Here is a 26,537-nt window from a genome sequence, read left to right as displayed (position 1 = left end):
CTGTGTCTTACTTACGCAGACAGGGCAGCTTTAGCTTTTTCAGCTAGGGCTGCAAAAGCGGCTTTATCATAAACCGCAATATCCGCCAGGATCTTACGATCCACTTCAACAGAAGCTTTTTTCAAGCCATTGATGAATTTGCTGTACGACAAACCACACTCACGGCTCGCAGCATTGATACGCTGGATCCATAATGCACGGAATTGACGCTTACGCTGACGACGGTCACGGTAAGCATATTGACCAGCTTTGATTACTGCTTGCTTCGCGACGCGGAAAACGCGACTACGAGCGCCGTAATAACCTTTGGCTGACTTTAAAACTTTTTTGTGACGTTTGTGTGCGGTGACTCCACGTTTTACTCTTGGCATGGTTCAACCCTCCACTTATAAGTACGGTAACTGACGGTTAAGCTGAGCAACATCAGCAGGCGCGATCATCTTCAAATGACGAAGCTGACGCTTACGCTTAGAGCTCTTCTTAGTCAGAATGTGACGTAAGTGAGATTGGCCATGTTTGTAGCCACCTTTGCCGGTTTTTTTAAAGCGCTTGGCTGCGCCGCGATCTGTTTTGATCTTTGGCATGGTAAAACTCCGCATTCGTTACCATTGTCTCAAACCACTCATCGCCTCAGACAAGCTGAGTGACGGTCAGTTTTCGACTATCTGTTGGCCGACAACAACAAGGTTGTCTGTTTTATTGCGCACAACAGCGTTATTTAATTGAACAAGCGTATTTGCTTGTTCCCCGTTTCATCCCAAGTCGGTTGCGAATAGACCGCAAGAGATGCGTATTGAATCCGGTAGCCTAGACCAACGGATTGCAATGCGTTTGTTGCTAACGTGTTTTAACGTTAACTACTTCTTCTTTTTAGTTGGCGCGATAACCATGGTCATCTGACGCCCAAGCATGGTGGGTCTAGATTCGACTTCACCGTACTCTTCTAAATCTTTCTCAACTCGCTGAAGTAACTCAATACCCAGCTCTTTGTGAGCCATTTCTCGACCACGGAAGCGCACCGTAATTTTCGCTTTATCGCCGTGCTCTAAAAACTTGATTAAGTTACGTAGCTTGACATTGTAGTCACCAATGTCGGTTCCTGGGCGGAACTTAATCTCTTTAATCTGTACTTGGACCTGTTTCTTCTTGGCCGCTGCGGCAGCTTTCTTCTTCTCGAATAAAAACTTACCGTAATCCATAATCCGACACACTGGAGGGCTAGCATCGGGCGAAATTTCAACGAGATCCAACTCAAGCTCTTCGGCTTGCGCAAGTGCCTCGCGGGTATTCATAACACCGACTTGTTCACCGTCGGCTCCTATAAGTCGGACTTCTTTCGCTGTAATTTCGTCGTTCATTCGTTGCGATCGCTTCTCAGGACCGCCTTTGCCTCTTGGACCTTTAATAATCTACTCCTCCAGATTGTTTCTACCGAGCTGCGCTATGCTGTCGTTTAATATGGCCTCAAACGCCTCAATTGACAACGAACCCAAGTCTTTTCCGTTTCGGGTTCTTACCGCAACCTGCTGTTCTTCCATTTCGCGGTCACCGACCACAAGCAGAAAAGGAACACGCGCTAAAGTGTGCTCGCGAATTTTAAAGCCGATTTTCTCGTTTCTCAAGTCTACTTTGGCTCTAAACCCTTTATTATTCAAAGAATTTGCTACTTTTTGCGCAAAATCGGCCTGTTTATCGGTAATATTCATCACCACGGCTTGCGTTGGCGCCAACCAAGGTGGAAATTTACCGGCGTATTCTTCAATCAAAATACCGATAAAACGCTCCAATGACCCCAATACAGCACGGTGGATCATGACCGGGGTTTGCTTGCTGCCATCTTCGGCAACGTATTCAGCGCCTAAACGACCTGGCATTGAGAAATCGAGCTGAACCGTACCGCATTGCCACACGCGATCGAGACAATCACGCAGTGAGAACTCGATTTTCGGGCCATAAAACGCCCCTTCTCCGGGTTGCAATTCGTACTCTATGCCTTTCGACTTGAGCGCATCGGCTAAAGCCTGCTCGGCTTTATCCCAGATTTCATCGCTGCCCACTCGCTTTTCTGGGCGTGTGGAGAGTTTAATTTCGATTTTTTCGAACCCAAAATCGGCATAAACTTGATAAATCATGTCGATTAAAATAGCGACTTCATCTTGAATTTGATCTTCGGTGCAAAAAACATGGGCATCGTCTTGAGTAAAGCCACGCACCCGCATCAACCCGTGCAATGCGCCAGAAGGCTCGTTACGGTGACAGGAGCCGAACTCAGCGATTCGCAATGGTAAATCTCGATAAGACTTAAGCCCTTGATTATAAATTAAAATATGACCAGGACAGTTCATCGGCTTTACCGCATAAGTGCGATTTTCCGACTCGGTTGTAAACATGTCGTCTTTGAACTTTTCCCAATGGCCCGACTTTTCCCATAAACTGCGATCAAGCACCTGTGGCGCTTTCACTTCTTGATAGTCGAACTTCTTTAAAACACCACGAATATAGCTTTCAAGGGTTTTGAAAATTGACCAGCCATCGTTGTGCCAGAACACCATTCCTGGAGACTCTTCTTGAAAATGGAATAAGTGTTGCTGTTTACCGAGTTTACGATGATCGCGCTTTTCAGCTTCTTCTAAGCGATGCAAATATTGCTTAAGATCTTTTTTATTCGACCAGCAGGTCCCGTAGATTCGCTGCAACATCTCGTTGTTCGAATCACCGCGCCAGTAAGCACCCGATACACGCATTAGCTTGAATGCTTTTAATTTACCGGTGCTAGGTACATGCGGACCACGACAAAGATCGATAAAGTCGCCTTGGCGATACAATGAAATGGCTTCATTGGTTGGGATGCTGGCAATAATTTCTGCTTTGTATTCTTCGCCCATCTCGCGGAAGAAGGTGACCGCCTCATCGCGCGGCATTTCACTGCGCTCAACGGTAAAATCGGCTTTGGTCAACTCAGCCATTTTCTTCTCAATTGCGGTTAAGTCTTCGGGCGTAAAAGGACGCTCGTAAGCAAAGTCGTAATAAAAGCCGTTATCAATCACAGGACCAATGGTCACTTGCGCTTCTGGAAACAACTCCTTCACTGCTTGGGCCAGCAAATGGGCACATGAATGACGCAAAACGTCGAGCCCGGCCTCGTCACGCTCGGTGATAATTGACACGTCGGCGTCTTGGGTGATGGTGAAGCTGGTATCGACTTCTTTTCCATCAACCGTGCCCGCTAGCGCTGCTTTCGCTAAACCTGGCCCTATGTCATTGGCAACGTCATAGACGGTTACCGGATTATCAAATTGTCGCTGACTACCGTCAGGGAGCGTAATTACTGGCATGAGATACCTTTTATATCCATTCGTTAACGTTAAAATTTTAGCGGATCGCTAAGTAAGCCGCTGATTTTATATCAAGGTGGGAGCCCTTGGCTAGCAAGGGCTTGTATTTATTACGAATATAGTTTGACCCATCGACGAAGAACTGTGACAGCGTTCAGTTTTCTACGGGTGTCGACGAACGACCTCAACCCTCACTGTGCTTGAACCGAGCGCCCACGCCCGATGGCATAATAAGCAATGCCTTTGTCTTCAACGCGCTCGGGTTCAAACATGTTACGCCCATCGATAATGACCGGTGTGGTTAAGCTGGATTTGATTAATGCAAAATCTGGCGCTCTAAATTGGCTCCATTCGGTGCAAATCACTAGCGCATCTGCGCCTTTTAAGGCCCCTTCCTTCGTTCCGACTAATACTAGGTCATCACGCTGCCCGTAAATTCGTTGTGTTTCTTCCATCGCTTCTGGATCAAACGCTTGGACTTTCATCCCTGCTTCCCAAGCCATTTCCATAAAGCGACGACTCGAGGCTTCACGCATGTCATCGGTATTGGGTTTAAAACTCAGGCCCCAAAGAGCAACGGTTTTTCCGGCAAGATCGCCATTAAAAAAGTCACTCAAATACGCGAATAATTTATCTTTTTGCGCGTAGTTGGTCGCCTCCACCGCTTCTAGAATCGATGGCTTATGGCCAATGGCATTGGCAGTACGAATAAGCGCTTGCACGTCTTTTGGAAAACATGACCCGCCGTAGCCGCAGCCAGGATAAATAAATTGATAGCCAATTCTAGGATCCGAACCGATGCCATGACGCACGGCTTCAATATCTGCGCCAAGCTTTTCAGCGAGGTTCGACATTTCATTCATAAAAGAAATCTTGGTGGCCAACATGCAATTCGCGGCGTATTTGGTCAACTCGGCACTGCGCACATCCATCACGATGATCTTGTCATGGTTACGATTAAAGGGCGCGTATAATTCGCGCATTTTCTCTTCGACCGCATCGTCAGACGTGCCAATGATAATTCGATCCGGACGCAAACAGTCATTTACTGCAGCGCCCTCTTTAAGAAACTCAGGATTCGACACCACAGAGAATTCGACGGACTTGCTTAGGGTTTGTAGCGTTTCGGAAATCTTCTGCGTGACTTTATCCGCCGTGCCCACTGGTACGGTGGACTTATTGATGACGACTTTCGGCGTTTGCATGTGAGTTGCAATGGTTTCTGCAACGCTCAACACATATTTGAGATCAGCAGAACCATCTTCATCTGGCGGAGTTCCTACCGCAATAAACTGAAAATCGCCATGGTTTACCGCTCGCTCAGCATCCGTGGTGAAATCTAATCGACCAGCAGCCACATTTTCTTCGACCAAGGGCGTTAGGCCTGGCTCATAAATGGGAATAAGTCCTTTTTTAAGGTTGTCGACTTTACTCTGATCAACATCCACACAGAGTACATCGTGACCGACGGATGCCAGCACGGCGCCTTGTACCAACCCAACGTAACCTATACCAAATACGGTGACTTTCATTTATTTATCTCAACGCTAAATCAGACAGGTATGTCTGTTAAATTAAAAACCAAATACCATTTTTAGATATTTTTCAATATCTCTGCAAACTTTTCACCCACTTCATCATGGTTCAAACCATACTCGACAAAGGCCTTCATGTAACCAAGTTTTGAGCCACAGTCGTGTGACTTACCCGTCATTAGAAAAGCTTCTACCATCTCTTTGTCGAGCAACGCGGCTATGGCATCGGTCAACTGAATTTCGTCGCCCGCACCAGGTGGTGTTGTCGCTAATAAGTCCCAAATAGTTTCAGAGAAAACGTATCGACCCACCACAGACATATTCGATGGCGCTTCTTCTCGTTTTGGTTTCTCGACAATTTGCTTAATTTCTGCGCATTCACCCGGCGTAACCGTCGCGCCATCACAATCGACAATTCCGTACTTCTCAACTTTCTCCATCGGCACCGGCTCCACCATAATTTGGTTATGACCAGTAGCGTTGAATCGGTCGATCATCGCCGCTAAGTTTTCACGTTTTAAATCCGCCTGATATTGGTCGATAATCACATCAGGGAGTACCACCACGAAAGGGTTGTCACCCACCACGGGTTTGGCGGTTAAAACCGCATGACCTAGCCCCTTAGCAACCCCTTGTCGCACATGCATAATGGTGACATCTTTGGGGCAAATTGACTGGATTTCATCTAATAACTGACGCTTTACCCGCTTTTCCAGTGTCGTTTCTAGCTCAAATGAGGTGTCAAAGTGATTTTCTATGGCATTTTTTGAGGAATGAGTGACAAGAACAATCTCAGTAATTCCGGCATCGGCGCATTCATTCACAATATATTGAATCAGCGGTTTATCAACTATCGGCAACATCTCTTTCGGGATGGCTTTGGTGGCAGGCAGCATACGCGTTCCTAGCCCAGCTACTGGCACTACCGCTTTGGTTACTTTTTTCACAACTGGCTTTCCTTTCTTGTAAAAGCTTGGATCTTAAATGAGTTACGCCAATTAATAAAGGATTCAAGGCCTTGCAATCGCTGTTTTAGCGGCGCAGTTCTTAGTCCCTCTAATCGATTTGAAGCGTTGCTTAACAATGATTAGAGGGTAAGTGTCCAAAATATCGGTACCAGTACCAAGGTCAGCACACCGACGACTAAACTTAAAGGTAGTCCGAATCTGAGGTAATCGCTGAAGCGATAGCCGCCCGCAGAATAAACCATTAAGTTGGTTTGATAACCCATGGGCGAAATAAAACTCGCTGAGGCTGCAACCATAATTACAACGGCGTAAGGGATCAGGTTGTACCCCAGTGACTCTACGATTCCTGCTACCAGAGAAAAGGAAATGACTGCCGCCGCATTGTTCGTCACCATTTCGGTCAATAAAACCGTAATTAAATAGACGGCAACCAATAACGCCAATGGATTTTGCCCAAAGACTGACAGTACACTCGTCGCTAGCATGTTGGCAGCTCCAGAGTCGGTCAGCGCACCACCGATTCCGAAAGCCAGCCCAATGGTTAGCAACACTTGTAAATCGAGACTTTGTTTTGCCCGATCAAATGTGACGCAGCGACTAAGCAACACAATGGCCGATGCAACCATTGCCGCAATAACCACAGGCACAATATTAAAGCTTGCCAGACCGACCATGCTTCCAATAGCTAACCAACACCATGGCGCTTTGCTGTTACTATCAAGACTCAATTCTTCTAGACCATTAACCAACAAAAAATCGCGCGAATAACGATGTTGCTCGGTAAAACTGCGTCGTGCCAACATTAATAACGTATCACCAGGTCGAATCATAATATCGCCGGTTTTCTGCATTACCCGAGAACCGTTTCTAACCACGGCAATAACCGCGGCGTTATAGTGCTTCCGAAACTTTACTTGTTTGATGGTTTTGCCGATGAATGGGTTGTTGTTACCTATCACTGCCTCGACTAATCTTGCTTGACCAAACCGTCGTGCCGCTTGTGACTCAGAGTCACTCGTTTCGTCGCTGCTTAACTTAAAGACCTGTTCTTCGGCGAGCGTCAATCCGTCGATATCTAACAACTCACTGATGGAGTTAACCAGCCCAGAAAAGACCAGTCGATCGCCGGCCTCTAAAATCGTATTCGGCCCAACCGCGGCTAACACCAAGTTTCCTCGAACCACCTCGATTAAATACAATCCATGGAGATGACGTAATCCCGCTTGTTCAATCGACTTACCAACGATACTCGCGGTGTCTTCAACAATCATTTCAACACAATACTCTCGCGTATTACGCAAGGTCGACTCTGATGAGGCTCGTTTAGGAAGAAGCCAGCGAGACGCAATTAATATGTATAGCAAGCCAGCTAAAGTCACCGGAACACCGATGAGACTAATATCGAAAAAGCCCAGCTGATCGGCAAAGGAAGACTGTTGAACAAAACCAAACACTAACAGATTGGTGCTGGTTCCAATTAAGGTACAGGTTCCGCCTAGAATCGCAGCATAGCTGATCGGTAATAGAAACTGACTGGGTTGCTTTCCTAACTTCTTACTCCATCGATTCACCTCTGGAATCAACGCCGCCACAATGGGTGTATTGTTAAGTAAGGAGCTTAATAAAGAAGTCGGAAAAGTGAATTTAAACAGAGACACTCGATCGGAGGGTTTACCCGACGATACCCAGTTCATTAATGGCTTCAACGCTTGAGTCTCGCGAATAGCCGCAGCAACAATGTACAAACAAGCAATGGTGATAAGGCCGGGGTTTGCAAACCCACTCAACGCGGTTTCCACGGACACACTTTGAGTGAGAAGCAACAGTAAGAGCCCGCCCGCGAATATCAAGTCAGGGGGTTTACGACTGAAGAGTAATGCCGCAAAACAAGCTGCAACCGTACCTAATACCCAAAATTTTTCCATAAACTTTTTTTACCTTACACAACCATCACAGTCGGTAGTTTTGAAGATATCCATGCAAAACAACGCATCGATTTCAATCGTTAACGCGTCGCAAACATTTTTTATCGCCCCAAATTGAAAAAAGCCGAATAAATTCGGCTTTTTAAACAACGTAAGCAAAGCTTTTACTTAATAAAACCCATGCTTTCAAGCTTTAACAACACACGCTGTGCCGCTTCATCAGGGGTACAATCGACGGTGTCGATATAAAGTTCAGGCGTTTCTGGTGCTTCATAAGGATCGGATATTCCTGTGAACTCCTTAATCTTACCTTCACGTGCCAATGCATACAGTCCTTTACGATCGCGGCGTTCGCACTCTTCGAGAGAAGTCGCCACATGCACTTCAACAAATCCACCTTGCTCTTCAATCATTTCGCGAACTTCACGACGCGTTTGTTTGTAAGGGGCAATAGGAGCACAAATCGCAAAACCACCATTTTTAGTGATTTCACTGGCCACGTATCCGATACGCAAAATGTTGATGTTACGATGCTCTTTACTAAAACCTAATTCGCTCGATAAGTGCTTACGAACCAAATCACCATCAAGTAAAGTCACCGGGCGACCGCCCATTTCAAGCAATTTAACCATTAACGCATTGGCGATGGTTGACTTACCGGCACCCGATAGTCCAGTAAAGAAAACGGTGACGCCCTGCTTGTGACGAGGGGGTTTGGTTTTACGTAACTCTTCAACAACATCTGGGTAAGAGAACCAATCAGGGATTTCTAAACCTTCTTGTAAACGACGACGAACTTCGGTTCCAGAAATATTAAGAACCGTCATGCCTTCTTCAACATCATCAATCGGCATGTATTCGGCTTTTTCTTTCACATAAACCATCATTTGGAAAGGCACCATTTTAATGCCGAGTTCTTCTTCATGTTGCTGCAATAATTCTTGAGCGTCATACGGACCGTAAAAGTCTTCACCCTGAGAGTTTTTACCTGGGCCAGCGTGATCACGGCCGACAATCAAATGAGTACAGCCATAGTTCTTACGAATAATCGCATGCCATAAAGCTTCACGTGGGCCACCCATTCGCATTGCTAAGGGTAACAAACTCAACATAGTGGTTTGTTCCGGGTACTGATTCAAAATGTGCTCATAACAACGAACGCGGCTGTAATGATCGATATCACCAGGCTTGGTCATACCTACAACCGGGTGAATTAATAGGTTGGCTTCTTGTTCACGCGCCGCACGGAATGTTAGCTCTTGATGCGCACGGTGCATTGGGTTACGCGTCTGGAACGCCACCACTTTACGCCAGCCCCATTTCGCGAACTTGGCACGAAGCTCTGCAGGCGTGTCGCGCAATGCTTTGTAATCGTAGTGATTGGGTAGCTCTAACCCGATTACCTTACCACCTAAATAAACATTGCCCGCTTTATGGAACAAATAGTTTACCGCGGGATGTGCTTCGTCGGCCGCACCATAAACTTTTTCTGCTTCTTCGGTCTTGTTCGGTACCCATTTATCAGATAGCTCAAGAACCGCAATCACCACGCCTTCAGGATCACGTAACGTGACTTTATCGCCAACCGCAACCTTGGCCGCAAAATCTTCAGAGACATCTAGGGTGATTGGCATCGGCCATAAAGTACCGTCGGCTAAGCGCATATTATCTAAAACTGACTGATAATCACTTTCTGTCATAAATCCATTTAATGGTGAAAAACCACCATTCAACAATAATTCAATATCGCACAACTGACGATGGCTTAAATCCCAAGAAGCTAAGTTACCGGCTTCAGACTTTAAACCTTCTAGTTGTTGTTCAGATGCGATGAGGTCGACTAACTCACCACCATGAGGGGCATTCAAATTGGACATTGATTGTTCCTTTATTAATCAAAGTGTGTACTGACTGGATAAAACGTGCGCGATTTTACCATAGTATCTAACGCGCGAAAACACTGAATACTGGCTATATGCTTAGCAACTTTGGTTATTAAAAACGAAAGCTCAATCGCTCAGGCTGTAAACAGATGGAGTCACTGCAAGCTTGTAAAGGAAGTTCAATAACTTGGGTAGCGAAGTCTTTTTGCTTATAGAGCTTGATTGAAAAAGAACCTTCAAAGACACTTAAAGGCTCTTTCTCGAAACCCAACTTAACTAAGCGCTCTGCAGGGTACTCAATCTTAGTGTCACTCACATTTTGAACCACGGTCGGCAGCAAATAATCTTGTTTCGGGTGGGTTGAGTTAATATGCCAACCTTCTGCTAACTGAATATCGAAGGACATCTTATTACATCGGTTGGATACAACCTCCATGCATTTCGAGACAACTTTGCCAAAACCTTGCGCAAAGTAGCGCACACTTTGACGACTTCCAAATTTCAACCGGTACAAAGCGTCAGCCAGTGCTAAAGTTGCCTGAGGTTGTTCATTCACAACAGATGTCAGTCGATTAAGTAGCTGAGGAATTCTCTTTTCTGGTGCTTTTAATGTCCCACGACGATGCAACTTTTCGGCAACTTCGACGACCACTGCAGCAGGCGTCATTACTTCATCATCGAGTAAGCGAACATTGGCGATACCAGCTTGGTGAGGATAGCTTGCCAATAGCGTCCCATCGTCTTGATAAAACTTATGCTCTAGAACACCATACAATGTTGTTGCACGGTTGAGCCAAAGTCTGTCACTGGTAGCATCATACAGCTCGATGAACGCATCCGCTAAAAACGCGTAGTCTTCTAACAATAAATAGGGCGTCTTATTAGAATCATCCGACAAGCGCATTAACGTCCCTTCTTGCTTGTCAAAGCGATGCCATAGTCGTTCTGCTATTTGTTTTGATATAGAGAGATGCTCTTGGTTGTGTTGAACGATATAGGAACGAGCGAAAGCTTTGACGGTCAACGCATTCCAAGAAGTAATGATTTTCTCATCACGATGAAGTGACGCTCTTGATTGTCGTATGGTTAACAGCTGTTGATGCAACTGCATTATCGCTTTACTTTTTGTATTTGCGTCGACAAATGAAACGATAAAACGATCTTTGAAGGGCGTTATCACTACGCCTTCTAGGTTTAAATCCAACGATTCCAACTCTATTTTACTGAAGGTATGAAATCCACCTTCCGTTTGTTCTAGCTCCGCATCTAAGGCTGAATAAAACCCTTTATCGTTATGGTACATTGCCCGCAAAATAAAACTCAATGTTTCATTAACTATATTAAGATACGATTCCTGATTTGAAAATCGGGAATATTCCAGCATCACTAAAGATAGTTGAGCTTGATTGTAAAGCATTTTCTCAAAATGGGGCACTAGCCATTCGCTATCGGTTGCATATCGATGAAAACCACCTTCTATATGATCTCTTAAATTTCTACTCGATATCATTTCGAGCGTACCTTCAAGAAAATTCGCAACTTTATTGTTATTTAGTTCACTGATTCGATTGCTAGGTTCGGCCCATCGAAGAGAGTTAATTAAAAAATTCAGCATCACTTCATTGGGAAATTTAGTGTTCCCTTGAGCTCCACCGTTAACCGAATCAAAGTTATTACTCAATCGTTCAATTACTTCATCTAACGCTAACAACTTTTTATCTGAGCCACGATTCACATCACTCTTCGATAGCGAGTTTTCAAGCATTTTTCCGGTAGCTAATAAAAAGGATGGATTATCCCTCCATAATTTAGCCAGGCGAGGAAGCAGATTCAACAATTGTTGTTTTGTCAGATAGCTGTCGATAAATATTGGCGTGCCATTTGAATCAATAACGACCGTAATAGGCCAGCCTGCCGTTCCTTTTGCGACTTCTAACAAGCTTTTATAATAATGATCAATGTTTGGTAATTCTTCGCGATCAACTTTAATGGCTAAAAAATCTTTGTTAATTGCTGTCGCGACCTCTTCATCAGAAAAACTCTCTCTTGCCATTACATGGCACCAATGACATGTTGAATAACCGATAGAGAGAACAATCAAGTGACCGCTTGACTTCGCCGAATTAAAAACATCGGTACTCCATGGCTTCCAGTTCACTGGATGAAAGGCATGTTGTAATAAATAGGGAGAAGAGCTATTGATGAGTTGGTTCAAATAAAGCCCCTCGGTTTCTAGGCTTTCTTTCACTGCTTTACCGCGTGTAGATGCAACTCGCTCCCACTGTTTAAACAGCTGTTTTTCAGTCTTGGGTAGTAGTGGAGGCTCAAGATACTCTTGAGCCTCCACTAAACTAACATACATCGCAACATTCATTACGATGAGTAACACTATTTTTCTCATATTACTTTTTAGCAAACTCTAGTGCTTGTCCGGATTGCTTAAGTAGGTATTGTTTATTCACCTTTAAACCCGAAAACTCTTGCTTACTCCCATTCGGCCACAGTACTTCTATCTTCTTAACTTGCGCGGCGCCTAATCCGACATGCTGTTCCTTTGGGTGCACAGAAAGGTATCCGATAGTGCTATGAACTTCGCGCCAAATAATCTGATCGCTTTCGGTATACACAAGAATCGTCGCACCTACCGCATCTCGACTGACACCTTTACTTGGATCACCCTCTAACTTAATTTTCAACCAGTTGTGCTCTGGTCGCGATAAGTTGTTCACAAAAAAGTTGGCTTTTTCATGGAAGTTATTCATCGCGATATCTAAATCACCATCATTATCAAAATCAAGATAAGCAGCACTTCGCGAGTTACCGAGTAAGTCTAATCCTGATAGTTTTGATTGGTTGAGCAATCGACCACCTTGATTAATGAAAAAGACGTTCGATTCTTTATCTGATACAGGCATCAATATGTCTTTCATCGCCTTATCGTTGGGATCTTGATAGTAAGGATTTCGGCTAGAATAAATATTGAACTCATTCATTCCATTCAGTACATAAAGATCATTATCACCATCATTATCGAAATCAAAGAAGTCTGCATCCCATGACCAACCTGTAGAGGAATACCCTCGCCCTACGGCATCACTCAATTGATACTGAAGTTCTCCTTTGGTATTTGATCCCGACAAAAACAGGTCATTTGCCTCAACGACTCGCATATTGGCAAGTTTTTCAGCATTAAACTTCATCGTTGTGTCTTCATTTGGTAGAACGTACTTCTCATCTTTATTCATGGTCACAATGTTAGAAATATAAATGTCTGGGTATAGGTCAGCATTTAAATCGGCAATGCCTATATTCATCGTATATGATGGTTTATCCGTTCCTATGTCACTCGACACATCTTTGAACTTCATGTTACCCATATTTTGCAAGTAGGCATTCACTCCAAAATCATTACCCACAATAATGTCTTGTAAACCATCTCTATTGAAATCAGTATGTCCGACGGCTTGCGTCCATCCAGTGTTGTCTGTGCCGCTGCCAGCGGTCACATTCTTAAACTTAAACCCCCCAATATTTTTAAATAATTGGTTCGGAAGGCCGTTGTCATTTCGTCGTTTTAAAGTTGGAAGAATTCCTTTGGTGTAGTGTCCGAAGTAGGTCACATAAATATCCAGTAAGCCATCATTGTCAAAATCGGCGACCGTTGCAGGCCCGCCAATTAAACCTACGCCACCAAGTGAAGCAATATTAGTAACGTCTTTAAAGGTTTCATTTCCAAGATTTTGATATACTCGATGCTTATCATTGACGTAAGTGATAACGATGTCTTGAAGTCCATCATTATTCAAATCAGCAATGATGGGTTGTCGTACTTCACCTGGTAAATTGTCTTCTTCACGAATCCAGTTTAAGCCAGCACTCTCTGTTACGTCTTCGAACCTTTTACCTTCTCTATTGAGATACAGCTTATTACCCATGCCACTAAGCACTAACAGATCCATGTAGCCATCGTTATTAAGATCTTCAGCAGCAACACCACTTCCACCAAATGCAGGAGGAATTGTGATCACACCAACCTCATCGGTTTTCTTTAAGTAACTGCGAAGCAATCGATTTAACCAATCTGCAGAACGATGTAGATGATCAACACCCATTTGAGAAGATACGTCAGTGAACATCTTTCCAGATGAATTGACGGACGTTTTCGCCTCTGTCGCTGATGCGAGCTGGTTCGTTTTAATTTGCTCTGGTGTGGTTGCTACGTGCTTATTGATCTTGCTTTGGATTCTTTTTAAACCTTCAATATACAAAGACTCACTTAAGCGTTCTGCGCCTTTTTCTTTACCAACCATACCAGCGACACGTAAACTTAATACACCAAACTGAGCAATATTTTCTACGATTAGCTCTAATGCGAAAGGATCTGGCTGTCGATAAGAGACAAATGAAGGGTTATCGATCACATATTCCAAATACCGCCAGTGAATGCCACTGTCACGAAAGGAATCCATATCATAAGCTTCAAGTTTTATTTGCTCGTCGCGCGGCAAGTGATAAAAGAATACCGCATCTTCATATTCATCTATTTGATGAGGAATAAAGACTTCCATAAGTTCGCTAACATCACTCTCCTGAATCACTGAGTGCCCATTTTTGATAGCAATTTTTTCAGCACCGACATAGATATCGTGCGCAAATTGAATCATAGTTTTTTCAAATAAGTTCTTAAAACTGGCACCTTCTTGCTCACCTTCAGGCCACGTTAGACGCGCGTAGTAAACTTGCAGGTTTCTCACAAAAAGTTGATTAGCAATATTGTTGTACACCTTATAAGAAGCTACCTTTTGGGCAATAATCTTTTTAACTAAGGCTAATGAAACAGGTGCATTCGTCGCAATGGTAGGTTTGTTTATTTTTTCAAACTTATTACCAGCCAATGCTCTCCAAGTATCGTTAAAAAGATTCAATGACACTTCATATTGATTATCATTTCGAGCTTGCGTGTCGGCTACTTTTAAGACCGACAAACTTAAAAAATCCAAACTCTCTTTAAACTCTTTGACCGCATCATCCGTTAGCGGAATTAGAGTGCTATCACCACTCAGTAAAGCTTCTTGTTGAACGGCCAATATTGCTCTTAAGGCATAAGCAACCGTTGAGTAGTGTCGTTTATCCACTTGATTAATTCGAATTTCTCTATTCTTAGGAAACGTCACTGTCCAATGACCATCCGCGCCCTGAGAAAACTTGAAGTTTTCTTCAATTGCTTGCATTAACACATCTTTACTAACTTCTGTTTTCCCTTGTTTCTTTGCGATTGCCGACGCGTGCTTCCAGACGCCTCTCGCCCATTCTTTTTGAGAAAGATTTTTGTTAAACCTTGCATCGCTGGTAAGTGGCGTACCAAACATAAAGTTTTCTAATCGTGATGCCGTTGCATAGCATTTTGGGTCTCGATTTTTCTCTAGCTCTTTAATTTCGTTGATAATGGTATCTACTGGCTGTGCCGTTAAGGCAGGAAAAGATGCCAGAAGAGATGCAGCTAATGAAATATAGGTTAGTTTACTTTTTATTGTCATCATCTATTCCCTAGGTTTAAAAAACAAAAGCCGCTCATTTAGAAATCTGAGCAGCCTGTTTATTTTTGGTTTTAAAGGACAACCCTTTGAGTTGCCAAATTAACTTATGATTAATCGGTTACTTCGTTATCAGTCAAATCTTTGAATTAGGTACACGCCAAAGACATTTGTATCGTTATCATAATAGGTAAACTTGGTTTTAATATCGGTGGTCTCTGTCACGCTCCATTTCACAGCTACTCCGTACATTACCATAGAGTCATCACCACTATTAAATTGAACATTTTGAGGTTTCTCATCTCTCACCGAAATACCCGCCGACAGACCTAAATTCCAGTCCGCAGAGTGCGGTCTTAACCATACACCCAATGATGTACTCAAGCTGTCGAAGCGAACACTGCCAGGTACATTAATGGCTGGATTTTGGTTTCGAAGTTGAACACGCCCTAACTGTTCATACGCTAATTCCCAATATAAGTGAGAGCTAAAGTCGACACCCACAAATACTGTGCCGTATTGACCATCATTGTCACTCACCTTCCAAGCACTTTGCCCATCTTTGATATCATGTTGCGCGCGACCAATACCCCACCCAAGATACCAACATGAACTTTGTTCACGTAAGCATTGGTCATCGGCACTGACGAGACTAGGAACACTCAATGCAATAAACGACACAAATGAACCCAGCCATATGCGAGCAAAAGGCAGTTTTAAATCTGTCTTACCTTTTTTGCGTTTGCGCAATGGAAACAGAGCCAACAACCCTAACATCATCCATCCAACAGAGCCGCTACCTGAGTCAACAGATACTCCGGGATCGGTCTGTAAGCGATCATTAATACCATCATTATTGAAATCGCCATTCTCATCACCATCGGCAATACCATCGCCGTCGGTGTCGCTGTCTCGGAAAGCAAGTAAACCATCGCCATCTAAGTCTGACGAGTCAATCGAACGATCAACTTGTCCATCACCGTTTGCGTCATCTCCTGCGGTTTGCGTCGCATCGACGACATCATCCAGTCCATCATTATCGACATCAGTTCCACCAAGAATTACCGTCAGTTGCTCTTCTTGGTCTGAAATCCCGTCGTTATCACTATCAGTATCAAGATAATCAGGCGTGCCATCTCCGTCTGTATCAGCAAGCCTAAACTGATCAGCGACACCGTCATTATCGCTGTCATTTCCGCCCACAAAATCAACATCAACAGCGTCGTCAATACCATCGCGATCGATATCTATGCCACTTAACCGAGGACGATCCGTTTCAAACGCATCATTCAATCCGTCATTGTCGCTGTCACTGTCTAACGCATCGATCAGTCCATCTCCATCACTATCAAGCAAGCCTTCAGCAACATCGGAAATACCGTCGTTATCATCGTCTCGATCGATACGACCCGGAACACCATCACCATCGCGATCTGGCTGAGTTCCAAACTGATTAGGCTCATCATCGAGCGGATCGACAATACCATCGTTGTCTGGGTCACTCGATGCATCATCAATTTGCCCATCACCATTTAGATCGAGAGTCGCCGCTCCAGTGCTCTCGATATCCCAGGTTGAGTCATCATTGCTATCAAGGTCGAGGTAATCTGGTGTGCCGTCATTATCCGTATCGGGCGCGATAACAACTGCATCGGTTGGGTTATCAATCAACGCATCAAAGTCACTATCAATTAATCCCGCTTCAACGATATCAAACCGACCATCGTTGTCGGAATCTAGGTCTAACAAATCGGGTGTATTATCGTTATCAGAATTTACGAGTGTTGCGTTGTCATCGACACCATCTTGATTGGCATCAACACCTCCGGTTACGTCAACATCGAACTGATCAATGATTTGATCACCGTCTGTATCCACCATAACGATTTGCGCTTCAATCGCGTCGCTCAAACCATCATTGTCACTGTCTGGATCAACATGATTTAAGATTCCATCACCGTCGGTATCGATGGCCATCATTCTCTGGTAGCTCATAGCTTTACTCAAACTCACGGTTCGGAAAGCAAACTCATTTTCTAAAGCGTCGGGAATGCCATCATTATCGCTGTCGCGATCAATGTAATCAGGAATGCCGTCATTGTCAGAGTCGAGTGGCATGACCGCGTCATCAATGCCATCACCATTAGCGTCGACACCTCCGGTTTGATCAACATCATAGTAATCATCGATACCGTCACCATCGGTATCGATACCTGAAACTCCCGATTCTTCTAAGTCAGTTAGTCCGTCATTATCACTGTCAGGATCTTCAAAATCTCGCAAACCATCACCATCGGTATCGCGGTTGCTCTCCGACTCAATAATGTCTGGAATACCATCACTGTCTTCATCGAGGCTCGTGTCTAAATAGTCTGGAGTGCCATCGCCATCACTATCGCCAGTTCCCTCTTCAGAATCAGGGATACCATCATTATCACTGTCGGGATCTAAATAGTCAGGAGTACCGTCACCGTCACTGTCGCCAGTTCCCTCTTCTAAATCGTAAATTCCATCACCATCCGAATCGAGATCAGAAATTGCGCCAGTTGGAGCACTGGTTAACGATTCTGGATTGCCACCTAAATCAGTGTACGAAACCGTTACACTCAGTATTTGCCAGACATCATCAACGCCCGGCGTGTATGTTGCGGATGAAGCACCCGCGATTGGGTTGCTATTTCGCAACCACTGATAACTAAAGGTTCCCAAACCATCGTCATCACTGATCCCAGAGGTGTCTGCGGTTAATGTTTCATTCCGTAGCAAAGTCCCCGTTATAACTGGCAAGCCCGAGGGAGAATCATTGGTATTGGCCACCGCAACAACAAATGACTGAGCCGCGGTATCGTTTACATCACCGCTATCATCGGTCACGACTAAGGTAACCGAGTGATTTCCAACGTGTTCATTGAGTGGCGTACCCGATAAGACCGCTGCTCCATTTCCATTGTCGACTAATGTCAACCAACTTGGTAATACTGTCGCGGTGATCGCGATGCTATCACCCACATCGATATCAGCGGCAGTGACAGCGTAACTGTAGGCCTGATCTTCCGTCGCGACCGTCACCGGAGTTGAAGTAAAGGTCGGTGCATCATTGGTATTAGAAACCGCCACACTAAAACTTTGTGTCGCGGAATTGTCCGATGCACCACTGCTATCAGTTACCAAAAGAGTAACTGAGTGCACACCGACATCATCGTTGGTTGGAGAGCCAGCTAAGGTTGCCGTGCCATTACCATTATCGACTAAACTCAACCACGAAGGGATAACACTCGCAGTAATCGCTAATGTATCACCAGCATCGATATCGTTTGTCGTTATTGAATACGTATAAAGTGCGTCTTCAGCCACTACGACTGGAGCACTGGACGTAAATGTCGGAGCATCATTGACCGCCGTGATTTGTACGGTAACGGTAATACTATCGGTCAAAGGTTCAAGCGCATTATTGTCAGTCACTTCAACCACAAAGCTATCGCTGCCGTTGTAGTTCGCAAGAGGCGTATAGCTGACCACTTGGCTGTTGCCTGTGCCCGTCGCATCCGCTACACCATTGATCGCCGATGAAATCACGCTCCAAGTTAAACTTTCATTTTCTGGATCCGTTGCATTCAACGTTAAATTAAATGCGGTAGGAGTGCTATCTTCACTCATGTTAACCGTGATGGTGGCTCCCTCGGTGATCACGGGTGCATCATTGTATTGCTTGATTACGGTATCGGTAATCGCAACACCCATGTTTCCAACGGGGTCCGTTAACACAAAGGTTAATGTCAAGGTTCCTTCAGCCAACCCACTCACATCGATACCCGTGACGCTATCACTCGCGCTCGCGATGGTACCAACGCCAGAAACTTGGGACGATCCGTCAGAGACCGAATAATTATAATCAGCGCCAACTTCGGCTCCGGTGTAACTAAAACTCATCGCCGTATCATTGGCCGCATTAATAAACGATTGGTCAATGTTGATATCATACCCGCTGGGTGCCGTTGCATCGTACAGAACGCTATATTGGGTTGCGGCGGTGTTGCCATTTCCTGCGCTATCTGAAGCAACAGAGTTGAGTACATCCAATGTCACGGTTCCGTCCGTGTCTGGCGTTATTGTTGCGGTATAAACAACCGGGCCACCGGATAAGGTCGAAACCGACGCGTTTGATGCTGTAACATCGGTATTTACAAAATCATTAACCGCTTCAGTAAAGGTAAACGTCACATCAAAAGCAGCATTGGTGGGATCAGGTGCTGCCGAAGAGATCGACACATCCGGAGCCGTATTATCAACATTAAATGCCGCGCTTGTGCCAACCGCATCCGCATTTCCAAAACTGTTTCGAGCGGTGCCTGACGTCAGGCTAATGGCAATGCTTCCTTCTCCTGTAATATTTGACAAGGTAACGGTTGGCGTTGTCGTATTTCCATTCGCTACCGAGACATCACCGGTTGCCGTGCCTGTGGTCACCAGAACCACTTCGACATCATCAAGACTCACCTGATCAGCATTAGAATAAGTAACCGCAAAATTAACCGGTCCTGTATTGGTCAATGATTGATCCGGAGCGCCAATGACAGCCGTCGGAAGAATAAATGCAACGGGATCATAGGTAATCGTAAGTACATCAGATACATTGTTACCATTGGTTCCACTGTCGATAGCAGAGCTCGCCGGAACTTGCAGCGTAACGTCTCCAGCTGCTGCCGGGGTTATATCGACCGAGTATTCAGACGCTGAAATTGCTTGAAAATTACTCAAGGAACCATTGGTGACGCTGCCGGTTAAATCGGAAACATCAAATCCCGTCACATCTTCGTTGAACACCATCGAGACAGGAATCGGACTGACACTGGTACTGGGTGAAGCGGATGATGTTAAAGTGACATTGGGCGCAACATCCGTTTCTACGATCAAAGTCGTACTGATTTTGTTGATATTGATATTGACCGCATTTTCAGTAAAGCCAATATTGCTGGTTACCAATGGATAAGTACCATCGCTGGCTCCGCCAGGAACACTTAAGCTCAAGGTAAAAGTACAGCTTCCGCCCGCCGCTAGGCTGCCATTGTTTACTATCAAAGTAGTTGTTCCAGTCGCTTGTGAACCAGCACCACAGATATCGTTGGCGGGTAATCCGGTGACCGTCATTCCACTTAGCGTACTCGAAATGCTCGAAGTAAACACGACAGCGCTTAGCGCTTCTGTCGCACTAGCATTAGTTAAAGTTACTTCTAAATTCGCGGTTCCACCAGGCGCGACCGGCAGATTAGTAAACGCCATGGCAGCCTCGAGGTTCGACACCTGCAAAGACGCTGAGCCCGCTATCGAAGACGTTGATAGCCCTGAGACTTGAGCGTCAAGGCTGCTAGTCGTAAGCGTATATATATTCGAACTAACACTGCCGGGGGTTTGTAATGTGACATCAAAACTACAGGTTTCATTGGGAGCAAGACTTCCACCGGTAAACGTTAAAGTACTCGTACCGCTGATCTGCGAGCCCGTACCACACACATCTACAGAAGGCAGACCAACCGCTGTTAAACCTGAGATGGCCGCATCAAGATCAAGCGTGAAAGCCATGCTTGTTGCGTTCGCTGAAGCGCTGGCGCTGTGAGCCAGAGTAAAGGTTGCCGTCGTTGTATCGCCTGGATTAATCGATAGTTCACTTAATGCTAACTTGAGTGATGGTCCACCCACAATATTAATACTGTCACTTGCCGTTTCTCCGGTTAATGTCGAGCCATTCACTGTGGCAGAAAAGTCCGACGACTGAAGCGTTGAGACTCCGGCTGGCGCGCCTTGAGGAATGTTTATACCTACGGTGAAAGTACAACTTGCTCCAGCCGCTAACTGTGCGTTTGAGACAAGCAAGTATAGCTCATCGGTAATAACCGCCTGGCTGGCCGTAGAGCCAGCCCCACAATAGCCACTCGCCGGTAAACTTGAAAATGACGAGCCGGAAACTAAGTCACTGATGCTCGCTCGAAATGTGATCGCCGTCGCCGCATTAGCAGAGTCTGTATTGGTAATGGTAAATTCGACGTTGGTCGAGCCGCCCCCGACTGCATCGCTATCAACAAAATTAATCGCTAAAGTTGGTGCTTGCGTAATACTCAATGAAAAATTGGCACCACTTTTCACTTCACCGCTACCACCAATATCCCAGGTAATGTCTGAACTAGTGCCAGTATAGGTGCCGACGGCCGCTCCACCCGGCACAGTAACGGGGACAGTAAAGGTACAAGTGCTGCCCGCAGAGATCGCTCCTCCCGTAAACGATAAAACAGACGTGCCAGATACTGACGAGCCACTGCCGCAGATATCGGAAAGCGGTAAACCAGTTGCGACTAAGCCTGAGAGCGCGGCATCTAAATCAATCGTAAAAGCGGCATTGGTCACTGAGTTCGACCGGTCAGTATTGGCCAAGGTAATTTCTAGGTCGGTCGAACTTCCCGGAGCGACCGGATTATTCAAAAATGAAATTAATGCAGCTGACGTCGCAATATCAACGCTGGCAGATGAAAAGCCCGCGACGGTATTCGTAAAAGTATTTGAATCGAGATAGGTTAAACTGCTGGTTGCCAGGTAACTTCCAACCCCAGTGGCGACTGCATTAAACGTTGATGTACAACTCGCTCCTGCGCCCAGCGTCATGGTTCCGGTGGGGGTAATGGTTGCTACGTCTGAACCTGAGTTAGCCGTCACGGAAGTGTTGGTACAAGTTGTTTGCACGTCAGGAAAATCTGCAACGGCTAATCCGCCAGGTAAACTGATGGTCGACTGAAAGTTATATTCTAACGAACCGTTGAGTGAATTATCGAAAACCACCTGTACTTGGGCGATGTCACCACGACTCATTGAACTAGGTGTGATCGATAGCTCAATATTAGGGCGTCCAGTATCAACCGTTAACGTCGCTGAGGCTGTTCCACTATTGCCTTCGCTCGACGTCAAATCATCCGTCACATTGCTGTAACTGCCGGCGGCACTCGCGGTGACAGCGACCGTTACATTGCAGCTTGAGTTAGGTTCGACGGCATAGTCGGCGATCGATATGGTCGTTCCGTTGGCAGGAGCAGAAAACGATCCATTTAAACACGTCGAACTCGCATTTGGGTTAGCCGAAATAGTCACCCCTGCAGGCAGCGTATTGGAAAACGCTAAATCAGTAATTGCGAAGCTATCACCGTTAGTAATGGTGTAAGTCAAGGTTGACTCGTTGCCCGGGCCAATGGTGGAGGAGTTAAAGCTGGTGGAGAAGCTTGGGGGAACCGCCCATAAAGCGCCACTGATGCCTGCTGATGATAATAAGATTAATGATTTTAAAAACCTGCGAGACTGCTTTCCTGCTGAATGAAAATCCACCAGTACCCCCTTCGAAGTGTGTCATTATTATTTGTGAACAGTGTCACACAGTTTAGACGACAGTCTTGATAACAACCAAGTAGTTTTTCGCTTAGACGGTTTGTAGCTTTAATCTTATGAAATAATTCGTTTTTCGAACCCTTTTATTAGGTATTCGAGATTGCTGTTACTTGGGCCCGGTGCTACTATTCAATGTGACCTAGTTCAAACTTTTACAACCTAGCTCATACATTTACAACAATACATATAATCTTAGGAGGGAGTTATGCGCCTGCATACTACTGTACTGGCGGCTTTAGTAGCCACTGGACTGGCTACATCCGTATCCGCTGGTAAATTATCAATTGCTGATAACACACTTGCAGTACCGTCTTCAATTAATGGGAACCGCGTTGAAGTTAAAGTCAGCGGCCCAGAGCAGTTCAACTACAAATCAGCAAGTTTTTCAGGTGATGCCATTGTCTCTGCGGGAGATATGGGGTTCTCTCAAGATGGGTTGTATAAGTTCGAAGTACTTGAAATTAAAGAGCTTGGTGAAGAAGTCGTGGTTGATGATTTCAACGGCCGAGGACAAGCAGTTCGCAAACGCGTTGAAGCAATTCGAACTTCAGGATCTTTCCGTGTTAAGAATGGCATGATGGTAGACAGTAGCCTCATCGAAGTCGATAAAAAAGCCCTTGGCATTGATAAATAAGACCTGAAGGAGAAGGAAAATGAGAAAATCAGCAATCAGTTCAGCCGTTGCCGTCGGGTTATTTGGTGCATTAGTCATCGCCGACCAAGTGATCAATGATGACTTAATCGTTACCTTCAGTGAGTGTGTTGGTAATGACTGTGTTAATGGTGAAAACTTTGGTTTCGATACCATTAGAATGAAAGAAAATAACACTCGCCTAAAATTTGACGACACCAGTAGTAGCGGCTCTTTTCCAAGTAACGATTGGACGATCGTTGCTAACGACAGCAATAATGGTGGCGCGAGCTACCTAGCAATTGAAGATGCAACCGCGGGTAGAATTCCTTTTCGGGTTGAAGCAGGTGCGCGCGCAAATGCAATGGTCGTTGAATCAGATGGCGACGTCGGTTTCGGCACTTTAAACCCTGCCGTCGACTTACACTATGTCAATGGCAACACGCCAACACTGCGTCTTGATCAAGACGGTTCTTCAGGTTTTACTTCGCAAGCGTGGGATGTCGGTGGCAATGAAGCGAACTTTTTTATTCGCGACGTAACCAATGGCAGCCGACTACCATTTAGAATTCGACCAGGAGCGCCAGAAAGCTCGTTGGATATTCAAGCCAACGGCGAAATTGGAATGGGAACATCTAGCCCAGAATCTCCTTTACATGTAAGAGGAAATGTAGCTTCGTTGGAGCCTATTTTAACTCTAGAAAATACCAACACTTCGAATGGCTTCGTTCGAGGTATCAAAATTGTTAACAATGGCGGCTCAATTATTTCTTTTGAAGATACAAACCCAGGCCCTGGTCTTCCTAGTGGTTGGAACATGCAAAGTCGACATGATGATGGCAGCTTTGGTATTGCAAATGCGACAGGTGTCGGTCAAGAGTTCAGCTTAAGTTACGATGGGAACCTAACCATCAGCGGTGACTTAATTGCAAACGGTACGACTTATACTTCGAGCAGAATTTCTAAAGAAAACTTCTCTAACATCAATGTTTTTGACATTTTAAACACTGTCGCAAGCCTAGATATTCTGAAGTGGAACTATATTCGAAACAGTGATAACACGCTCCATATTGGCCCAATGGCTGAAGACTTCCACGCAGCATTCGGGTTAAACGGTGAAGCAAAAGATAGAATATCTGTATCAGACGTTAACGGTGTTGCTTTAGCATCGATACAAGCACTGAAACAAAAGCTTGATCAGAAAGATGCAGAAATCTCTGAGCTTAAAAAAGAAATGGATGACTTAAAGGCTTTAGTTGAAAAGCTAGTAAAATAAAGGTTTTCTAAACACAAAAAAAGCGCTTCTAATGAGCGCTTTTTTTGTGACTTTGCGTTACTGCAGTTTATATTCTTTTAATGCTAACTTAGGGTTTTAAACTGCACAACTTTATCATTCGACGGCTCTTCATGTTGCCACAACAAATCACAAACTGAATGTTGTGGGTTATAGCCAGTCGGCATGCGATGAAGTAACTGAACAATATCATCACATCTCATTTCTTCACAGAAACTGTCGAGTGCATCAAGTGCCTTTTTCATATCATCCCAGCTCAGATGCTCTTCATTTGCAGACATAATTCTCGGATGCTCTGTACCCTCAACGTTATCTCCAACCAATAACTCTTCAAATAACTTTTCTCCTGGTCGGAGTCCTGAATATTGAATTTCTATATCGCCATTTGGATATTTTTCTGACTTTACTGTTCTACCTAAAAGATGAATCAAACGCTCTGCTAACAATGCTATCTTTACAGGCTCTCCCATATCCAAAACAAAAACATCTCCGCCCTTGCCCATTGCCCCTGCTTGAATAACTAATTGAGCCGCTTCTGGAATAGTCATAAAATATCGAATAATATCCGGGTGAGTAACCGTAACTGGCCCGCCACTTTTTATTTGCTCCCTAAATAGCGGTACAACAGAACCTGAAGAGCCTAATACGTTTCCAAACCGAACCATGGTAAATAAAGTAGAATCATACTTGTTATTCAATGCCTGTAATACCAACTCAGCAACACGTTTACTTGCCCCCATGATGTTTGTAGGACGTACCGCTTTATCGGTGGAAATTAAAACAAATCTTTGAACTCCGGCTTGAATTGCAGCTTTAGCAGCATGCAAGGTTCCAAAAACATTATTTCGGATCCCTTCAACAATGTTATGCTCCACAATTGGAACATGTTTGTATGCTGCTGCGTGATAAACGGTTTGCACTTTAAACGCTTTCATACTTTTAGTTAAACGACCTTTGTGTTGAACAGAGCCTAACAAAGCCACTAACTCAACATTCAAATTCATTCGTTTAATAGTTTTTGATAGCTCTCTTTCAATAGCATACAGCGCATATTCAGACAGTTCATAAAGTATTAAAGTTTTTGGCTTTAATACAATGATCTGACGACAAAGCTCAGCGCCAATCGATCCTCCTGCTCCTGTAACCATAACCACTTTACTTGAAATACAAGATTCAAGAAGCTCTTCATTTGGAGCAACAGACTCCCTCCCAAGTAAATCTTCCAAGTCGATATCTCGAACTTCTTCAATTTTAACTTTACCTGTAACTATGTCTTCCATACCCGCGATCGTTTTGACCTTTAGTGGAAAAGGCTCTAATTTTTTTAATATATTATTTCGTTGAGTTGCAGTAGCAGAAGGTAACGCTAAAAACACTTGAGCAACGCTGTGCTTTGCAAGAGCCTCATTCAATTCAGTAGGGTGGTAAACTTTAATACCGTTAATTTCGGAGCCTTTAATCGAATAATCATCATCTAAATAAAATACCGGACGATAAATATTACCGTGTGAGAGCGCCGAAACCAGCTGACGCCCTGCGGCACCCGCCCCAAAAACGGCTACTGGAGTAATGGTTTGATCCAGCGAGTGCATGTAAGATTTAAAAAGTAATCGAGAGCCACCAATCGATATAATTAAAAAACACCAATAATAGACGGCTAAAACTAGACTTGTAGAATTGTGGATAAATAAATTAAAGAAACTGAATATTGATGTACTTAAAGTTATCCCAACAAACAGCACAGAAATAGCTCTTACACCAATATATCTAAGAATTGCTCGATAAAAACCAAGTCGCACAAAAATAGCTATTGAAAATACTAATGTAAAAAAACTGACTAAAATATCACTTTTAGTCCATACATAGGCAGCACCATTGTCAAGCCATATTGCAAACCCCATGCATGTCAATAAAGTCGCGACATCATAACAAAGTGTTAAAAACCGTTTTACTGGCCGAGGAGATTCTAAAAAATATGAAACTAACTGAGAAAGCATGCCCATTTAT

At 44.5% G+C, this 26,537-nt stretch carries 14 protein-coding genes; 2 read left to right on the top strand and 12 right to left on the bottom strand.

Annotated features, from left to right (window positions below):
* Positions 1–11: 11 nt before the first annotated feature.
* The 11 genes from rplT to Q9312_RS18990 all read right to left on the bottom strand — a co-directional run bounded on the left by rplT (position 12) and on the right by Q9312_RS18990 (position 22,545).
* Entirely contained in the window at positions 12–371 is a 360-nt protein-coding gene (gene rplT, locus Q9312_RS19040) for a 50S ribosomal protein L20 (RefSeq protein ID WP_309202445.1), read from the bottom strand.
* Positions 372–386: 15 nt separating this feature from the next.
* Positions 387–584, bottom strand: coding sequence for a 50S ribosomal protein L35 (gene rpmI, locus Q9312_RS19035; RefSeq protein ID WP_309202444.1), 198 nt, complete (start codon positions 582–584; stop codon positions 387–389).
* A gap of 273 nt (positions 585–857) precedes the next feature.
* Positions 858–1,406 carry a translation initiation factor IF-3 gene (gene infC / locus Q9312_RS19030; RefSeq protein ID WP_309204529.1) on the bottom strand — a complete coding sequence of 183 codons (549 nt, stop codon included), beginning with the start codon at positions 1,404–1,406 and terminating at the stop codon, positions 858–860.
* A gap of 3 nt (positions 1,407–1,409) precedes the next feature.
* Positions 1,410–3,335 carry a threonine--tRNA ligase gene (gene thrS / locus Q9312_RS19025; protein WP_309202443.1) on the bottom strand — a complete coding sequence of 642 codons (1,926 nt, stop codon included), beginning with the start codon at positions 3,333–3,335 and terminating at the stop codon, positions 1,410–1,412.
* A gap of 191 nt (positions 3,336–3,526) precedes the next feature.
* Positions 3,527–4,867, bottom strand: coding sequence for a UDP-glucose dehydrogenase family protein (locus tag Q9312_RS19020; protein WP_309202442.1), 1,341 nt, complete (start codon positions 4,865–4,867; stop codon positions 3,527–3,529).
* Between the two features lie 62 nt (positions 4,868–4,929).
* Positions 4,930–5,817, bottom strand: a complete 888-nt coding sequence (gene galU / locus Q9312_RS19015; protein WP_309202441.1) for a UTP--glucose-1-phosphate uridylyltransferase GalU — start codon at positions 5,815–5,817, stop codon at positions 4,930–4,932.
* 140 nt (positions 5,818–5,957) lie between these two features.
* Entirely contained in the window at positions 5,958–7,763 is a 1,806-nt protein-coding gene (locus Q9312_RS19010) for an SLC13 family permease (protein WP_309202440.1), read from the bottom strand.
* Between the two features lie 164 nt (positions 7,764–7,927).
* On the bottom strand, positions 7,928–9,640 hold the full coding sequence (locus Q9312_RS19005) for a bifunctional sulfate adenylyltransferase/adenylylsulfate kinase (protein ID WP_309202439.1): 1,713 nt from the start codon (positions 9,638–9,640) through the stop codon (positions 7,928–7,930).
* Between the two features lie 118 nt (positions 9,641–9,758).
* Positions 9,759–12,047: a thioredoxin domain-containing protein gene (locus Q9312_RS19000; protein WP_309202438.1), complete on the bottom strand. Its 2,289-nt coding sequence runs from the start codon at positions 12,045–12,047 to the stop codon at positions 9,759–9,761.
* A 1-nt stretch (position 12,048) separates the two neighbouring features.
* Positions 12,049–15,186 carry a CRTAC1 family protein gene (locus Q9312_RS18995; protein WP_309202437.1) on the bottom strand — a complete coding sequence of 1,046 codons (3,138 nt, stop codon included), beginning with the start codon at positions 15,184–15,186 and terminating at the stop codon, positions 12,049–12,051.
* Between the two features lie 126 nt (positions 15,187–15,312).
* Entirely contained in the window at positions 15,313–22,545 is a 7,233-nt protein-coding gene (locus Q9312_RS18990) for a DUF7933 domain-containing protein (protein ID WP_309202436.1), read from the bottom strand.
* Positions 22,546–22,810: 265 nt separating this feature from the next.
* Between Q9312_RS18990 and Q9312_RS18985 the strand changes: the two genes are divergently transcribed.
* Together Q9312_RS18985 and Q9312_RS18980 are read left to right on the top strand one after the other, a co-directional pair.
* A complete protein-coding gene (locus Q9312_RS18985; RefSeq protein ID WP_309202435.1) occupies positions 22,811–23,239 on the top strand; it encodes a hypothetical protein in 429 nt (142 codons plus the stop codon).
* A 19-nt stretch (positions 23,240–23,258) separates the two neighbouring features.
* The gene (locus Q9312_RS18980; protein WP_309202434.1) at positions 23,259–24,512 is read left to right on the top strand and encodes a tail fiber domain-containing protein; all 1,254 of its coding nucleotides are present in this window, start codon (positions 23,259–23,261) and stop codon (positions 24,510–24,512) included.
* Positions 24,513–24,595: 83 nt separating this feature from the next.
* Here Q9312_RS18980 and Q9312_RS18975 read toward each other — a convergent pair whose 3' ends face one another.
* A complete protein-coding gene (locus Q9312_RS18975; protein WP_309202433.1) occupies positions 24,596–26,533 on the bottom strand; it encodes a polysaccharide biosynthesis protein in 1,938 nt (645 codons plus the stop codon).
* Between the last annotated feature and the right edge of the window lie 4 nt (positions 26,534–26,537).

It is taken from the genome of Pleionea litopenaei, from assembly GCF_031198435.1.
GTDB classification, from domain to species: Bacteria; Pseudomonadota; Gammaproteobacteria; order Enterobacterales; family Kangiellaceae; genus Pleionea; species Pleionea litopenaei.
The sequence above is the reverse complement of the archived record's forward strand: the minus strand, read 5'-3'. Positions and strand labels throughout refer to the sequence as shown.

Excerpts from the sequence above, each read along its gene's own strand:
- rplT (WP_309202445.1), bottom strand. The coding sequence starts at position 371 with ATGCCAAGAGTAAAACGTGGAGTCACCGCACACAAACGTCACAAAAAA.
- rpmI (WP_309202444.1), bottom strand. The coding sequence starts at position 584 with ATGCCAAAGATCAAAACAGATCGCGGCGCAGCCAAGCGCTTTAAAAAA.
- thrS (WP_309202443.1), bottom strand. The coding sequence starts at position 3,335 with ATGCCAGTAATTACGCTCCCTGACGGTAGTCAGCGACAATTTGATAAT.
- Q9312_RS19020 (WP_309202442.1), bottom strand. The coding sequence starts at position 4,867 with ATGAAAGTCACCGTATTTGGTATAGGTTACGTTGGGTTGGTACAAGGC.
- Q9312_RS19010 (WP_309202440.1), bottom strand. The coding sequence starts at position 7,763 with ATGGAAAAATTTTGGGTATTAGGTACGGTTGCAGCTTGTTTTGCGGCA.
- Q9312_RS19005 (WP_309202439.1), bottom strand. The coding sequence starts at position 9,640 with ATGTCCAATTTGAATGCCCCTCATGGTGGTGAGTTAGTCGACCTCATC.
- Q9312_RS19000 (WP_309202438.1), bottom strand. The coding sequence starts at position 12,047 with ATGAGAAAAATAGTGTTACTCATCGTAATGAATGTTGCGATGTATGTT.
- Q9312_RS18995 (WP_309202437.1), bottom strand. The coding sequence starts at position 15,186 with ATGATGACAATAAAAAGTAAACTAACCTATATTTCATTAGCTGCATCT.
- Q9312_RS18985 (WP_309202435.1), top strand. The coding sequence starts at position 22,811 with ATGCGCCTGCATACTACTGTACTGGCGGCTTTAGTAGCCACTGGACTG.
- Q9312_RS18980 (WP_309202434.1), top strand. The coding sequence starts at position 23,259 with ATGAGAAAATCAGCAATCAGTTCAGCCGTTGCCGTCGGGTTATTTGGT.
- Q9312_RS18975 (WP_309202433.1), bottom strand. The coding sequence starts at position 26,533 with ATGGGCATGCTTTCTCAGTTAGTTTCATATTTTTTAGAATCTCCTCGG.